Source organism: Blautia glucerasea (assembly GCF_013304385.1).
Classification (GTDB): domain Bacteria; phylum Bacillota; class Clostridia; order Lachnospirales; family Lachnospiraceae; genus Blautia_A; species Blautia_A ammoniilytica.
Window position 1 is genome coordinate 36,029 of record NZ_JAAITU010000002.1, and the last position, 15,843, is coordinate 51,871.

Sequence of the window (15,843 nt, forward strand, 5' to 3'; positions counted from 1 at the left end):
CTTTACTGGGCTCCTCTTTTAAAATGTCCTTTTGTAAACTTCCGGTCCGGCACATCCTGTCCATCCCTGTAAGCAGCTGTAAAATCCTTCAGAATATGGACAGCTTCACCAGGAGACTCCATGGTAAAGGAAAGCCGCACTGAATCTATCCCCAGATTCTTTACCTGCCTGCTTTCTTTCAGAAGTCCAAAAGGAAGTGTATTGTAAATGATATTATAACAGGGCAGAATTTTTTCTGTATTTCCTGTTTTCCAGGGATCACATTCACATACAACAGGAAACAGATTCTCATATCGATCCTTCAGATATACATCTGCCCTGTCTTTCTTTATTTTCTGCTGTGTACAGTCAGTTTTCTTACAGCTATATACATTCCTGCGGACACACTGTGCAGAATACATCAGTGGCAGATATCCATAAACCAGCATCTCACTGCCTTGATTATCCCTGTGTCCCAATTCTCCCTGATTTAATTCCAAGGGGACCGTATTGCCAAGCACCTTCTGCGCTCTCCAGAAATCCACAGCCTGATTGTTCCAGGTATAAAGAGTATGGTCGATCCTGCATTTTTCTCCATATCCCATTTCGGAAAGCATGGCATAGGATTCCAGATTACGTACCAGGAATCCTTTCATCCCCTTTGCAAGCCAGCCTGGTATCTTCTCCTGCACTATATCTGGCATCTGGCCTCTGGTAATATAAGGCAGGGCAAGATACATGGAAATCCCTGCTCTGACTCCTTTATCAAGGAAAAGTTCCATCAGATCAAAAGGCAGGTACATGCCTTGAAAACCACCAGTCTTCAAAAGTGCCTGTGCAGTATCCCTGTCTTCACAAGATACACTGATCCCCGGAGAGCGAAGTATGCTCTTCTGACTGTCTGTCAAAGCAGAGGGAAGCTTTCCTGTAAGGCTGCGGCGGTAGGGCTTAAGCAATTCTTCCTGAAGCTTGGTAAGCGCATCCCTGCGAATCTGGTTCAATGCACTCATAGGCACAAAAATACTGTCCTCCATCTGGATCTTAAGATCTCCCCAGACAAACGGTGTATTTCCCAGCTTCTCCATCTGCTGCCGGATCCGCTCCTGTGCCATAGGATTATTTCTCGCATACTGAACCTCTCCGCCTAAGACTGTTACCTTCTTACCCTGGCAGGTTATTTCCAGTATAACAGGACTTCCGGGAAAAAGTATTAAATTCCCATAAATTTTTTCTTTACTTTTTCTTAGATTCAGGGAAACCTCCCCTGTTTTCTTCTCATTGGAAAAGGCCATCATGGAAGGTCCGCCCTGCATTTTATAATAGCCTGTACAAGATCCGCCCCTATTAAACAGATCCAGCAGATATTTCCTGTCTTTTTCTTCCACATGATAGGATTCTTTTCCATTCTTTTCCAGAAGATCCAGATATTTCCTGTATACAGCCGTCACTCCGGCTGTATACTCCGGCTGTTTCATCCGTCCTTCTATCTTAAGAGAAGTCACTCCTGCTTCCAGGATCTCCGGTAATATCTCAATGGTACAGATATCTTTCAGGCTTAACGGGCACATCTGGCCTTTACCTTTATAATTCTTTCTTCCGTCCAGGGAGGTATCATAAGGAAGGCGGCAGGGCTGTGCACACCTGCCTCTGTTACCGCTTCTGCCGCCAAGAATACTGCTCATCAGACACTGGCCGGAATAGCTGTAGCACAAAGCCCCATGTACAAATGCTTCGATCTCCAGGCTGCTTTCCTGATGCATTCTTTCCAGTTCTTTAAGGGTCAGCTCCCTGGCTGCCACCACTCTGACCGCTCCCTGCTGTTCAAGAAATCTCATCCCCTTAGGTCCTGTTACTGCCATCTGGGTGCTGGCATGAAGATGAAGCAGGGGAAAAGCTTCTTTTAGTGCTGTAAAAACTCCAAAATCCTGTATGATTACTCCGTCCAGCCCAGCCTGGTAAAAAGGCTGAAGATACGGGATCAATTCCTCATAAAGTTCTTTATTCTTTAAAAGGGTATTCACTGTAAGATACAGCTTTTTCCCATAAATATGTGCTGTATCAATTGCCTGAAGCAGTTCTTCATCTGAAAAATTTCTGGCATAGGCTCTGGCTCCAAACCTGGTGCCTCCCACATATACTGCATCTGCACCTGCGCCCAAAGCCGCTTCAAAGCCCTGATACGAGCCTGCCGGTGCCAGCAGTTCTATCTTTCTGTCCTGACCCAATATGCTCCCTCCTATAAAAAAGAGGATTACCTGTAAGCAATCCCCCTCGTTCTTATTTCAGCATTTCATCCAGTTCTTTTTCCAGTTCCTTTACTTTGCCTTCCAGACGGTTCTTCTGGTCAATCGCATCCTGCTCTGTCTTTCTGGCTTCCTCCATCTGCATTTTCAGCGAAATCAGTTCATGCTTCAGATCATACATCTCCTGATCCTTCTGCTGCAGATCCTGTTCATAAGTCTCTACCTGCTTTCTTGCCTTAAAATAATCATCTGTAATATTCAGGCTGAGAAGGGTATGCTTCGTCTCCATGGGCTGTCTGCTATAACCTGGCATCTCGCTAAGCTCTGACAGCTTTCTGTTCATATAATTCGCAACCTGCTGAAAATACTCAGAAGATTCGTAACCTCCCAATGTAATGATTTTCCCGCCGATAATAACCTGCGCCGTATTTTTGACCGCCATCCGTACAAGCCTCCTGCTTTTCTTCTATCTGTAATCATTTAACCAATATAAATGGAATAATTTCTCTTTTTGGCACTTCTGCCGTTCTATTATAATCGAAATGTGTAAAAATGTATAGCATTATTTTTCGGATGGTATGGGATACCCCAGATGTTCATAAGCTGCGGCAGTTGCAATACGCCCTCTTGGGGTTCTTCCAAGAAATCCATTCTGCAGAAGATAAGGCTCATATACATCCTCCAGTGTACCTGCATCTTCTCCTATGGCTGCTGCCAGTGTTTCCAGACCCACAGGACCTCCCTGAAAATTACGGATCATAGTCTGAAGGATCCGTCGATCCAGCTTATCCAGTCCATAGGAATCCACTTCTAACAAGTCCAGTGCAAAATTCGCCACTTCCAGTGTGATCCTTCCGTCATATTTTACCTGAGCAAAATCCCTGACCCTTTTCAAAAGGCGGTTAGCAAGACGGGGAGTACCTCTGGATCGCTTGGCAATCTCAGCAGCTCCCTTTGGATCAATTTCTACTCCAAGTACCTGTGCAGAACGAATTACAATAGTTGTCAGCTCCTGCTGGCTGTAAAACTCCAGATGATGCACCACCCCAAAACGATCCCGTAAAGGTGCCGATAAAAGGCCTGCCCTTGTGGTGGCTCCTACCAGTGTAAACCTGGGAAGATCCAGACGGATGGATCTGGCCGACGCCCCCTTACCGATCATAATATCAATGGCAAAGTCCTCCATAGCAGGATAAAGAACCTCCTCCACCTGCCGGTTCAGCCTGTGGATTTCATCTACAAACAATACATCCCCTTCCTGAAGATTATTCAGTATAGCCGCCATCTCACCCGGCTTCTCAATAGCCGGCCCTGACGTCACCTTCAGGTGGGTGCCCATTTCATTGGCAATAATACCGGAAAGTGTAGTCTTTCCAAGTCCCGGAGGACCGTAAAACAATACGTGATCCAAAGCATCATGTCTTTGCTTTGCTGCTTCTATGTATATCCGCAGGGTATTTTTGGTTTTTTCCTGTCCGATGTACTCCTCCAGGGTCCTTGGACGAAGGCTTCCTTCTAGCGTATAATCTTCTTCTGTTACATCTGTGGTAATGATCCTGTTCTCCATTTCTTATATTCCCCTTATCTGACGTCAGAAATTCTTAAGAGCTGCTTTCAGAATCTCTTCCACATTCTCCAGATCCACCCCTGCAACAGATCGCACTGCCGCATAAGCCTCTGTGCTGCTGTATCCCAAGGCTGTCAATGCTTCTACCGCTTCTCTTTTGGCATCCGTCATGCCGTCTGAGGATACCACTATCCCTGCGGTCTCATGGGACAGCTTCTGTTCAAAGGCTTCTTCAAGGCTTAACTTATCACGAAGTTCCAGGATCAGTTTCTGGGCAGTCTTTTTCCCGATGCCAGGAGCCTTAGAAACAGTCTTGGCATCATCTGCCAGAATGGCGAATCTTAGTTCATCTGCAGACAGGCCGGACAGAACTCCCAAAGCTCCCTTGGGGCCAATGCCATTCACCCCAAGCAAAAGCCTGAACATAGAAAGATCATCTTTCTGAAGAAATCCAAAAAGAACCATAGCATCTTCCCTCACCTGGAAATACGTATGTATTTTATATTCTTCACCCATATGGATCCTGGAAAGGTCATTTCCTGTCATAAAGATCTCATAGCCAATGCCATGATTCTCAAGGATCACAGATGTTTCTGTCATATCTGCTGCTTTTCCCTTAACAAATGAAATCATGAAGTACTCCTTAAATCCATAAATTTGTTTTATCATACCACAGGTCAGGAAAAAGTGCAAACATCCATTCGATAAAACAAAGCAGACAAATCTGCCTCAAGTTCCTCAATCCCTGAATTCATATGAAAGACCGCCCCACAGCTTAGCAGGACGGTCTTTCATGTTACAGCTATTTTGTTAGGATTACCGGATGATCCCTCTTGGACAGACTTCTTTACATTGACCGCATCCCGTACATTTGTCAGGATCGATCTGTGCGCAGAAATCTGTTACAGTGATAGCTCCATTCGGGCAGGTCTTCTCGCATTTCTTACAGCCAATACAGCCTACATCACAAGCAGAAGTTACTGCTTTACCCTTTGCATGGGAACTGCATCCCACAAAGATCTGCTGTTCGTATGGAATCAGCTGGATCAGATGTCTTGGACACTTTGCCACACACTTCCCACAGGCTTTACAGGCTTCCCGATCCACCACTGCCACACCATCGATCACATGGATAGCATCAAAAGGACAGACCTTTACGCAGCTTCCAAAGCCAAGGCAGCCATAAGTGCACATCTTAGCGCCACCATTTGGCACAAAAGCCATCATCTCGCAGTCTTCCACGCCGGTATACTGATAATAATCCTTTGTTTTATCACAGGTACCTTTGCACTTTACATATGCAGTCTGGCGGATACTTTCTCCCGCTTCCTGTCCCATAATACCGGCAATGATCTTGCCTACCGGTTCGCCGCCTACCGGACAACGGTTCACTGGTGCCTCTCCTTTTGCAATGGCAGCTGCAAGACCGTCACAGCCCGGATATCCGCATCCACCACAGTTATTCCCAGGAAGGGCCTCCCGGATCGCAACTTCTTTTTCATCTACTTCCACAGCAAACTTCTTCCCTGCAGCCCCAAGGAAAATACCAATAAAAAGGCCAACAAGGGCAACGAGTACAGTTGCTGTTACAATCGCCCCAATATTCATCTTACACCCTCCTTAAATCAGTCCGGAAAATCCAAAGAATGCAATGGCCATAAGACCGGCTGTGATCAGCACGATAGGAAAGCCCTGGAATGACTTTGGAATGTTGTTATATGCAATTTTCTCACGGATACCGGCCATAAGTACAATGGAGATCGTAAATCCCACTGCAGTGGCAAATCCGTTTACAGTTCCCTGAAGGATCCCGTAATCCTTCTGTACATTGATCAGGGCCACACCAAGAACTGCACAGTTGGTAGTAATCAGCGGAAGATACACACCTAGTGCCTTATAGAGGGCCGTCATGTTTTTTTTCAGAAACATCTCCACAAACTGTACCAGTGCTGCAATGATCAGGATAAATACGATGGTCTGCAGATAGGTCAGATCCAGCGGTACAAGAATGAACTTGTAGATCAGGCTTGTAACAAAGGAAGACAATGTGATAACAAAAATAACAGCGCCGCCCATTCCTGCAGCTGTATTTGTAGTCTTGGACACACCAAGGAATGCACAAAGCCCAAGGAATTGGCTAAGTACCACATTATTAACAAGCGCTGCACTTACAATGATCAAAAGCATTTCTTTCATGATTCTTTGCCTCCCTTCCCACTGCACATGGTATTGCCGCAGGCAGCACATCCGCCGCCGCATCCAGAACCGGAATTACTTGGATCGATTCCCCGCTTTGCAGCACCAATCTTAAATTTATTCTGGATGGCCGAAAGGGCTGCAAGTACAAAAAATGCACCTGGTGCAAGAACAAAGATGGTAACCGGCTGATAGCCGCCTTTACCTGCCGCATCTGCCAGTGGGATGATCTGATGTCCGAAAAGAGCACCTGCGCCGATCAGCTCCCTCACTGCGCCGATGCAGGTAATACTTACCGTGAAACCAAGTCCCATACCAATGCCGTCAAAAAGGGATGCAACCGGCGGATTCTTGGACGCATAGGCCTCTGCCCTTCCAAGGATGATACAGTTTACCACGATCAGCGGAATGTAAATACCAAGGGAAGAATAAAGGGTTGGTATAAAGCCCTGGAGAAGCATCTGAACAATTGTAACAAAAGAAGCAACTACAACAATATATGCGGGCATCCTGACTCTGTCTGGAATGAAATTACGCAGAAGGGAGATCATCAGATTGGAGGCCGCCAGGATCACTGTGGTGGTAAGCCCCATACCAATACCATTTACAGCTGAGGTGGTGATTGCCAGTGTTGGACACATGCCCAGCAGCAGCACAAATGTAGGGTTTTCTTTTATGATTCCGTTATAAAGCCGTTCTGAAGGCGAATTCTGTTTCATCACTGATTGTCCCCCTCTCCTGCCAGCTGCATCTCATAACGATAAGCACACAGTCCGGCATTTACGCCGTTTGTCATGGCATTTGTAGTAATAGTAGCACCGCTTAATGCATCGATCTGATCAGACCCGGCTGCTCCGGTCTTGGTATATGTGATCTTCTCTGTCTTTCTGTCCTTGAACTGGTCTTTAAAGTTGTCCGTATCTGCACGCATACCCATGCCGGCAGTCTCGCTGATAGAAAGGAAGGAAATACCAGTCATAGTACCATCGTCCTTTACTCCCATAGCAAATTTAATATCTCCGCCATATCCTTCAGATGTGGTAATGGTAAACGCATAACCAAGGACATTACCTGAATCATCCTTTGCAAGCATCACTTCGTTGATGCTTTCACCTGGATATCCCTGATCATCCAGATAAGCTTCCAGATCCGGATTCTCTGTATCGGTTAAAGTTTCAAAAGAAGCTGCATCTGCAAAAACAGCTTTATAGGCCTCTGACTTTTCTTTGGCTTCCTGCTTTGCAATAGGATCCGCAGTAATATCATGAACCAATCCCAGGAGAAGACCTGAGATCAGTGTGATCACAGTCAGGGCAATGGCATCTTTTACGATTCTGTTACTCATGTTTTTTCCCTCCTTTTCCAAAGGCGGTAGGACAGGTAAAACGTTCGATCTGCGGCACAAGAAGATTGCAGAAAATGATCGCATAGGAAACACCCTCTGCTGAAGCGCCAAACAGGCGGAACACACCAGTAACAATACCCAGACAGATACCGTATACATACTGCCCCTTTTGCGTGATCGGTGATGTTACATAATCAGTTGCCATGAACCATGCACCTAGCATCAAACCGCCGGAAAACAGTTCACTAAGCAGATAATTCATATCAAAGCCCTTTCCTGAAAAGCAAAGGTACAGGACTACAAAAACAGAAAATGTACCCAGATATGTAAGCGGGATCTTCAGATCGATCACCTTAAAGGTAAGAAGGATCACTGCGCCCAAAAGGATCGCCAGTGCAGAAGTCTCGCCAATGGTTCCCTGGATATTTCCCACAAAAAGATTCCTGATAGGAACAGACCCAGAAACAAACCCATGATCCTTTAATGCTGCCAGTGGTGTAGCACCTGTCACAGTATCTACCACTCCCTTAAAACTGTCTGAAACAGAAAAGTCTGTCATCCTTGCAGAAAAAGAAATCAACAGGAAACATCTGGCAGCCAGAGCAGGATTCATAAAGTTCTGTCCTAATCCTCCAAACAGCTGCTTTACAACAATAATTGCAAAAACACTTCCAAGCACCGGTATCCATAAAGGAATGGAAACCGGCATATTCATGCCAAGCAAAAGTCCTGTAACAGCTGCACTCCAATCCTTTACTGTGTTAGGTTTATGCATGAAATGATCGTAAACCCACTCTGAACAGACTGCTGATAAAACAGACACACACAGCACAAGGAGAGCCCTAAGTCCAAAATTCCATACACCTACTGCAGCTGCCGGAAGCAGTGCCACAAATACCATCTGCATTATTTTTGCTGTTGTCATCCTGTCTCTTACATGAGGATTGGATGACACATGTAACATTTCTCCCATAATGTATGCCCCCTCTATTTCTTTCTACGGTTTGCAAGAACAATCTTACGCATGGACTTAATGCTTTGGGTCAGCGGACGTTTTGCAGGACAAATGTAACTGCAGCATCCACATTCACAGCATTCCATACCATCCATCTTCTGGAAGCCTTCCAGATCCCCATGTTCTGCAAGTGTTGCCAGCCTTGAAGGCATTACATGCCCGGGACAGACTTTTACGCAGCGTCCGCAGTTAATACATGCAGTAGCTTCTGATTCGAAAGCAGGATCCTCTGCCATACAAAGAAGTGCGGAGCTTGTCTTTGTACAGGGTACATGCAAATCAAACATGGCAAATCCCATCATTGGACCACCACTGATCACTTTTTTAACATTGTCTTTTAAACCTCCGGCTGCCTGCACCAGCTCCTCCACATTGGTACCGGTAAGCACTTCATAATGTGCAGGATGGCTGATACCGTCACCGGTAATGGTAATGATCCTGCTCATAACCGGGCGTCCCAGCAGTACAGCATTAGAGATAGCTACCATGGTCTCTACGTTATCAACCACACACCCCACATCTGCCGGGAGCATGGAAGAATTGATCTCTCTGCCAGTCACTGCATAGATCAAAGTACGCTCACCGCCCTGAGGATATTTTGTCATCAGCTCTTTTACTTCGATCCGGGGAATATCCTGTACCAACTCCTTCATCTTCCGGATGCAGTCTGGCTTATTATCCTCAATACAGATGCAGCCCTTGGCATGTTCAAAAAGGGTAAGCACGATCCTCAGCCCGTCCACCACCTTCTGCGGCTCGTCCATCATCCTGCGGTAATCGCTGGTAATGTAAGGCTCACATTCTGCCCCGTTCACCAGGATATATTCGATCTTATCAGGATCCTTAGGAGACAGCTTGACCTGGGTGGGAAAGCCTGCACCGCCCATACCCACAACACCGCCTTCACGGATCCTGTCCAGGATCTCTTCTCTGGACAGATCTTCCAGTCTGGCTGGCACGAATTCTGCTTCTTTATATTCTCCGTCATTCTCAATGATAATGGAACTGACCATAGAACCAGTCGAGGTCAACCGTGGCTCAATCCCCTTTACTGTACCGGATACGGATGCATGCACAGGGGCAGATACAAAACCGCCTGCTTCAGCAATGACCTGACCTGCCAGCACATGATCTCCCTTAGTTACCAGCGGCTTGGCCGGTGCACCGATATGCTGGGAAACCGGATATACCAGTTCTCCTTTAGGCAGATACTTTTCTGTAGGACATTCTTTTGACATGTCTTTTCCGTCAAAAGGATGCACGCCGCCTTTAAAGGTTAAAAATCCCATACTCTTTATTGCCTCCTCCAGTTTATTTTATTTAGCTTCGTGTTCCTGCCGTTCTTTTCTGTGCAGCTTGTAACCTCTGTTCAGATTCGGATATGACTTCACGAAACGTTTTATATTATGACCAAATTTACCGGCCATACTTTCTTTGTATTTCCGAAGCTCTTTGTTGACGTCAGCCATGATGGCAGCCCTTTTCTTCTCAAGCTCCACAAGTACTGCCGGATAATCCGGCTTTAAGGATATTTTCTCTTTCAGTGCCTGTCTTGTAACCCCCATAGACTCTTCCAAGGCATCCATCTTCTGCCTGCCTTTCAGCAAAAGTTCTCCCTGCATCTGCTCCAGAGCCTGCTCCCATGCCGGAATGCGATCTCGCAAATGGAAGGCTGCTGCTGCAGAAAAGCAAAAATCCACTGCGTATACAACTACGATCACATAAATCACAATCTCTCCCACCCTCTGAGGATAAAGAGCAACGATCTTCTCTACTGCCGGATGAAGGATCTTAAATAACCCCACTGTAAAAAATCCCCACCCGACGGAAGCTCCCAAGCAGATCCGACCCTGGAAATTAAACTTCTTATCGCTATAATCCCACCAAGAAGTATGGAAAATGTTCTCCATCAGCACAGCAGTTACATACTCCAGGGCAGTAGCCACGATAACGCCTCCAAAGTACAGAATCAGCAGATTCTCCTGAAACGGATACAGCACCAGATAAACAGCCAGGGCACCACATCCGTAAATCGTACAAAAAGGGCCATTAATAAAACCACGGTTCACCCATTCCCCTTCCTTTGCAGACACATAGCAGGTCTCCCAAAGCCAGCCCAAAAAGCTGTATATAAAAAACCAGCTGACAAGATGATACATGTCTATGCCTCTAATTGTCAAACTCCACATATGCTCCCCTTTCACAACTTTATCTTTTTATTACTATAACTCATTTTATGAAAAAATTCACTACCATTTTCAAAAAAATTTGTATATAATAAATAAAAATACATAAAAAGGAACGAGATCAATGATTGTTAAAAAAATGCCGATTTTACAAGGTTTTCCAGACTTTGAGTGTGTCAGAAAATTATCAATTTCAACCAGTCAAACCTCTGATTTCAACCCTGTTTTTTATGATATCGAAACCACCGGACTATCACGAAATTCCACTTTTTTATATTTGATCGGAGTTATCTATTATACTGGTGAAACCTGGCAGATGTGTCAGTGGATGGGCGAATCTCCACAGCAGGAAGAAGAAATTCTCACTGCTTTTTCATCCTTCCTTAAGCCTTTTACCTGCTCCATCCAGTATAATGGGGATCAATTTGACCAGCCTTATCTTGAAGCACGGCTGGCAGCCCATCAGATGGAAAATCCTTTTACAGAACTTTCTTCTGTTGATCTATATAAGAAATTAAAGCCTGTGAAAGCCCTTCTGAAGCTTCCTGGCATGAAGCAGGAGCAGATGGAAAATTTCCTTGGTATTTCCGCCAGACAGTACTGTAACGGAGGAGAATGTATCCATTTATACAAAGATTACATCAAAAACCAGGATCCGGCACTTCTTTCCTCTTTGCTTGGACACAACCAGGAAGACCTTCTCGGACTTGGCCGCGTCTATGAAATGATGGCCTATCTCTGTCTTCTTGATGGCAGATACACATGCACGGATCTTACCTGTACATCGGACAATCTTATCCTTTCGCTTGAGCTTCCTTATCCCCTTCCTGTTGCCTTTTCCAACAGGATTCAGGATTTTTATATAACAGGAGAAGGGAAAAAAGTTCGTATCCTGATAAATACTTATCAGGGCAAAGCCAGACAATATTATATGAATTACAAGGAATATGATTATATTCCAGGAGAAGATACCATAATGCCTAAAAGCCTGACCCGCTTTATGGACAAAAGCTTGCGAAAGCCAGCCACCAAAAACAACTGTTATACCTGGTTTGACTGCACAGGCGCTTTTCTTACAGATCCGGCCATTCAGAAAAAATACCTGGAGCACACTTTGCCCTGGATCATTCAAACCATTCATTAATGCAGAATAACGCTTACAAATTCTCTTTGATCATGCAAAAAGCCATACAAAAACCGCAGTCAAACCAGATGAACACTCAATTGATTTAACTGCGGTTAATTATTTCTTTGTATTAATCTCTTTGTATGAGCAAAGCATCAGTGTCAAATGATCGATACTGTTTGCTTCGTCCCAAGCAACTTGCCTGGCAGCAGCAGATAGATTATTCTTCTACCGGCTCTTCCTCCTCTGCAGGAGCAGCGCTCTCAAGTGCTTTCATGCTAAGGCTGATCTTCTTGTCCTCGCCATTAAAATCAACAACCTTTGCTGTGATCTCCTGACCGATGGATAATACATCAGATGGCTTTGCAACATGCTCACGGGAAATCTGTGATACATGAAGAAGAGCGTCAACACCAGGTGCCAGTTCAACAAATGCACCAAAGTCTGTCATACGTGCAACCTTGCCAGTTACTACATTACCTACTGCAAATTTCTCATCTGCTGTAAGCCATGGATTCTCCTCAGGGAACTTCAGAGAAAGGGCAATCTTGTCACCATTGATATCTTTGATCAGAACAGTCAGCTTCTCTCCAACTGTGAATACTTTCTTAGGATTCTCAACTCTGCCCCAGGACATCTCAGAGATGTGAAGAAGTCCGTCAGCTCCGCCAAGATCAATAAATGCACCGAAATCTGTAACATTCTTAACAACGCCTTCTACCTTATCGCCAACATGGATCTTCTCCATAAGCTCTTTCTGTTTCTGAGCCTTCTCAGCAACCAGAAGCTGCTTGCGATTACCAATAATACGACGTCTTCTAGGATTAAACTCAGTGATCACAAACTCGATCTCCTGTCCTGCATATTTGGACAGATCCTTCTCATATGTGTCAGATACCAGGCTGGCAGGAATAAATACTCTTGTCTCCTCAACATTCACGCATAAACCGCCATCAAGTACCTGTGTTACAGGTGCTTTGAGAACTTCCTGGCTCTCAAATGCCTCTTCAAGGCGCTTGTTGCCTTTCTCTGCTGCAAGTCTCTTGTATGTGAGGATAACCTGACCTTCACCATCATTAACTTTCAGTACCTTTGCTTCCATTGTATCACCTGGATGAACAACTTCTGTTAATACAACATTTGCATCATTAGAGTACTCGCTCTTTGTAATGATACCGTCTGCTTTATAGCCGATATTCAGAATGATCTCGTCCTCTTTCACATCAATGACAGTACCCTGTACAATCTCTCCATTCCTAATAGTTTTTACGGAATCTTCCAGCATTTGTTCAAAACTTAATTCTGACATGTTCTTGAACCTCCTCAATAATTTTCTTTGGGGTGGAAGCCCCTGCTGTAATACCTACATAACTACTGCATTGGAACATTTCAGAATCCAAGTCTACAGGTGTTTGTATATAGTAAGTATTTTCACATTCCTTTTTACATATTTCAAACAGCTTTTGAGTATTGGAACTATGTCGGCCGCCAACAACCAGCATAGTGTCTACCTCTCCGGCTATGTGTTTTGCTTCTTTCTGCCGTTCTTCGGTAGCATTACAAATAGTGTTTAAAATATTGAGAATATTTAAAACAGTATTATCATACCTCTTTTTCCTAAGAATTTCAACTAAATCTTTAAATTTGTTGTAATTAAATGTCGTCTGAGACACAACACAGATCTTTTTACCCATAACTGGTACAAATTGATCTGCATCTTCCTTGTTGCGGATCACGGTGAAAGGTCCTGTGCACCAGCCGCAGATCCCCTGCACTTCCGGATGCTCACGATCACCAATGATCACGATCTGTGATCCTGCCAGGCTTTCTCTCTCTACGATCCGATGGATCTTCAGTACAAAAGGACAGGTGGCATCTACATAATCCAGCCCCTGTGCTTTGATCCTGTCGTATACATTCTTCCCCACACCATGGGATCGGATCACCACAGTTCCTTCCTGAATCGTCTCCAGCTGGTCTTCCTGGATCACCTGGACTCCTTTTTTCTCCAGGTCTTCCACCACACCCTCATTATGGATGATCGGTCCCAGAGTATAAATCGGTGCCACATTCTGGCTGATCAGCTCATATACCTTATCAACAGCCCTTTGCACGCCAAAACAAAAGCCTGCTGTCTTTGCAGTTACTACTTTCATTAGTCTTCCGCCTTTTCCCGGTAAATATCCAGGATCCGCTGTACCACCTGAGAAATGGTCATATCTGAGGAATCCACAAGCACTCCGTCCTCAGCCTGACGAAGGGGTGAGATTTCCCGCGTCATATCCCTGTGATCCCTGTCGCGGATATCCTGGCAGATTTCTTCAATACTGTGTTTTTCTCCCTTGGCTTCCAACTCCAGGGCACGTCTTTTCCCTCGTGTTTCTACGCTGGCAGTAAGGAAGATTTTTACCTGTGCATCCGGAAGTATGGTAGTACCAATATCCCTTCCATCCATAACCACATTATTCTCTGCTGCCAGAGAACGCTGAAGCTGGAACAGATGCTGGCGTACTGCCGGGACTGCGGAAACCACAGAAGCCATATTACCCACTTCTTCTTTACGGATCTGGCTGCTCACATCCCTGTCATTCAGCCATACCTGCTGTTCCCCATCCACATAACGGATAGAAACATGGGCATCCTGGCATTTTTCACTGATCTGGTCTTTCTGCTCAGCAGTGATACCAAGCTCCATAAGATATAATGCTACAGCCCGGTACATAGCTCCTGTATCTACGTAGATAAAAGAAAGCTCTTTTGCCACAGCCCTGGCAATTGTACTTTTTCCGGCACCTGCCGGGCCGTCAATGGCTATATTAAAACCCATTTTCAAGTTCCCTCCTTGTAACCATCTAATTCATTCAATTTTACGGGATGGCCTGTGCTGCCAGATAAGCGGTAGACCAGGCGATCTGCAGATTGTAGCCGCCGGTTATGCCATCAAGATCCAGTACCTCTCCTGCAAAATATAAGCCTTTCATTTTCTTTGATTCCATTGTCTGTGGGACTATCTCCTTTACAGAAACGCCGCCTCTGGTGATGATTGCCTCCTTAAACTCACCCATACCGGTTATGGTAAAAGGAAATGCTTTCACTACCTCTTCAAAATGCATCCTTTCCTCCCTGGATATATCATGGATCACTTTATCTCCCGGAATCCCGCCAAGAAGCAGCATAACAGGGGTAAGGGAAGAAGGAAACATATGCCCGATCACATTTTTAAACTGTCGGTTCTGTCCACCTTCAAATTCCCGGAGAACTCTGGCATCCAGCTGCTCATTTGAAAGGGCAGGCTTCAGATCCAGATATCCTTTCAGTTCTTCTCCCTTGTCCAGATATCTGCCCAGATGCGCACTGGCGGAAAGAATCATAGGGCCGGTTACGCCAAAATGAGTAAACATCATCTCCCCAAAGTCCTGGTAAACCACCTTTTTCCCTGATTTCACAGTAAGCTGTGTGTTCTTCAAGGAAAGCCCCTGCATCATGGGAATATAATCTTCCTTGGTCTTCAGTGGAACAAGTGATGGGGAAAGTCTGGCAATGGTATGTCCTGCATCTTTCGCGAAGCGATACCCATCACCTGTGGAACCGGTAGCCGGGTAAGATAGGCCTCCTGTAGCAATAATCACTGCGTCTGCTTCCAATACTTTCCCATGATCAAGGATCACGCCTTTCACATGGTCATCCTGAAACTGCAGTTCTTTTACCTTCGTATTCAAATGGATCTGTACGCCTGCTTTTTTCAGTTCTTTTTCCAGGGCTCGGATAATATCTGAAGAATGGTCGGACACAGGAAAAACCCTGCCTCCCCGTTCTACCTTTAAAGGCACCCCAGCTTCTTCAAAGAAGGTATATACATCCTGATTGGTGTAAGTATAAAATGCGCTATACAGAAACTTTCCATTACTCATCATTGCAGGAAAAAGCTCTTCCACATCACAGTTATTTGTAACATTACACCTGCCTTTTCCTGTAATATATAATTTTTTCCCTAGTTTTTCATTTTTTTCCAGGATATGAACCTGATGCCCCAGTCTTCCGGCATGAACGCCTGCCATCATCCCTGCAGCACCGCCGCCTATGATCAAAACTCTGCTCATAAATTCCCAACTTTCTGTTTTCTGTGTCTCAGTATGATGATATTGCCTGTTGGAACCATCACTACCTATAAAAATAAGGGGTTGTT

16 protein-coding genes are annotated in these 15,843 nt (G+C 45.1%); 1 reads left to right on the plus strand and 15 read right to left on the minus strand.

Going from position 1 to position 15,843, the window contains the following annotated elements; all coding sequences use genetic code 11:
* Nucleotides 1-2 precede the first annotated feature (2 nt).
* From G5B11_RS01265 to G5B11_RS01315, 11 genes are all read right to left on the minus strand, one after another.
* Nucleotides 3-2,204: a peptidase U32 family protein gene (locus G5B11_RS01265; RefSeq protein WP_173726593.1), complete on the minus strand. Its 2,202-nt coding sequence runs from the start codon at nucleotides 2,202-2,204 to the stop codon at nucleotides 3-5.
* 52 nt (nucleotides 2,205-2,256) lie between these two features.
* Nucleotides 2,257-2,664 carry a cell division protein ZapA gene (gene zapA, locus G5B11_RS01270; protein WP_158420356.1) on the minus strand — a complete coding sequence of 136 codons (408 nt, stop codon included), beginning with the start codon at nucleotides 2,662-2,664 and terminating at the stop codon, nucleotides 2,257-2,259.
* Nucleotides 2,665-2,784: 120 nt separating this feature from the next.
* A complete protein-coding gene (gene ruvB / locus G5B11_RS01275; RefSeq protein ID WP_158420355.1) occupies nucleotides 2,785-3,789 on the minus strand; it encodes a Holliday junction branch migration DNA helicase RuvB in 1,005 nt (334 codons plus the stop codon).
* A gap of 24 nt (nucleotides 3,790-3,813) precedes the next feature.
* A complete protein-coding gene (ruvA, locus tag G5B11_RS01280; RefSeq protein WP_158420354.1) occupies nucleotides 3,814-4,422 on the minus strand; it encodes a Holliday junction branch migration protein RuvA in 609 nt (202 codons plus the stop codon).
* 183 nt (nucleotides 4,423-4,605) lie between these two features.
* Nucleotides 4,606-5,397: an RnfABCDGE type electron transport complex subunit B gene (locus G5B11_RS01285; protein ID WP_173726594.1), complete on the minus strand. Its 792-nt coding sequence runs from the start codon at nucleotides 5,395-5,397 to the stop codon at nucleotides 4,606-4,608.
* Between the two features lie 12 nt (nucleotides 5,398-5,409).
* Nucleotides 5,410-5,985, minus strand: coding sequence for an electron transport complex subunit RsxA (rsxA, locus tag G5B11_RS01290; RefSeq protein ID WP_158420352.1), 576 nt, complete (start codon nucleotides 5,983-5,985; stop codon nucleotides 5,410-5,412).
* Nucleotides 5,982-6,704 (minus strand): electron transport complex subunit RsxE, encoded by a 723-nt coding sequence (gene rsxE / locus G5B11_RS01295; protein ID WP_158420351.1) that lies wholly within the window; start codon nucleotides 6,702-6,704, stop codon nucleotides 5,982-5,984. Before rsxE ends, rsxA begins: the two co-directional genes overlap by 4 nt.
* The gene (locus tag G5B11_RS01300) at nucleotides 6,704-7,330 is read right to left on the minus strand and encodes an RnfABCDGE type electron transport complex subunit G (RefSeq protein WP_173726595.1); all 627 of its coding nucleotides are present in this window, start codon (nucleotides 7,328-7,330) and stop codon (nucleotides 6,704-6,706) included. Before G5B11_RS01300 ends, rsxE begins: the two co-directional genes overlap by 1 nt.
* Nucleotides 7,323-8,303, minus strand: coding sequence for an RnfABCDGE type electron transport complex subunit D (locus tag G5B11_RS01305; protein ID WP_158420349.1), 981 nt, complete (start codon nucleotides 8,301-8,303; stop codon nucleotides 7,323-7,325). The genes G5B11_RS01300 and G5B11_RS01305 overlap by 8 nt, the downstream gene beginning before the upstream one ends.
* A gap of 14 nt (nucleotides 8,304-8,317) precedes the next feature.
* Entirely contained in the window at nucleotides 8,318-9,634 is a 1,317-nt protein-coding gene (rsxC, locus tag G5B11_RS01310; protein ID WP_173726596.1) for an electron transport complex subunit RsxC, read from the minus strand.
* 27 nt (nucleotides 9,635-9,661) lie between these two features.
* Nucleotides 9,662-10,534 carry a putative ABC transporter permease gene (locus tag G5B11_RS01315; RefSeq protein WP_330603024.1) on the minus strand — a complete coding sequence of 291 codons (873 nt, stop codon included), beginning with the start codon at nucleotides 10,532-10,534 and terminating at the stop codon, nucleotides 9,662-9,664.
* Nucleotides 10,535-10,655: 121 nt separating this feature from the next.
* Here G5B11_RS01315 and G5B11_RS01320 point away from each other — a divergent pair, with 121 nt between their 5' ends.
* On the plus strand, nucleotides 10,656-11,675 hold the full coding sequence (locus G5B11_RS01320) for a ribonuclease H-like domain-containing protein (RefSeq protein ID WP_158420346.1): 1,020 nt from the start codon (nucleotides 10,656-10,658) through the stop codon (nucleotides 11,673-11,675).
* Between the two features lie 202 nt (nucleotides 11,676-11,877).
* Here G5B11_RS01320 and rpsA read toward each other — a convergent pair whose 3' ends face one another.
* The 4 genes from rpsA to G5B11_RS01340 are packed head-to-tail and all read right to left on the minus strand — an operon-like array spanning nucleotide 11,878 to nucleotide 15,757.
* Nucleotides 11,878-12,966: a 30S ribosomal protein S1 gene (gene rpsA, locus G5B11_RS01325; RefSeq protein WP_158420345.1), complete on the minus strand. Its 1,089-nt coding sequence runs from the start codon at nucleotides 12,964-12,966 to the stop codon at nucleotides 11,878-11,880.
* Nucleotides 12,947-13,813 carry a 4-hydroxy-3-methylbut-2-enyl diphosphate reductase gene (ispH, locus tag G5B11_RS01330; RefSeq protein WP_173726598.1) on the minus strand — a complete coding sequence of 289 codons (867 nt, stop codon included), beginning with the start codon at nucleotides 13,811-13,813 and terminating at the stop codon, nucleotides 12,947-12,949. The genes rpsA and ispH overlap by 20 nt, the downstream gene beginning before the upstream one ends.
* Complete coding sequence (cmk, locus tag G5B11_RS01335) at nucleotides 13,813-14,484, minus strand: (d)CMP kinase (RefSeq protein WP_158420343.1); 672 nt, start codon at nucleotides 14,482-14,484, stop codon at nucleotides 13,813-13,815. The genes ispH and cmk overlap by 1 nt, the downstream gene beginning before the upstream one ends.
* 40 nt (nucleotides 14,485-14,524) lie before the next feature.
* Entirely contained in the window at nucleotides 14,525-15,757 is a 1,233-nt protein-coding gene (locus tag G5B11_RS01340) for an NAD(P)/FAD-dependent oxidoreductase (RefSeq protein ID WP_173726599.1), read from the minus strand.
* Nucleotides 15,758-15,843: the final 86 nt, after the last annotated feature.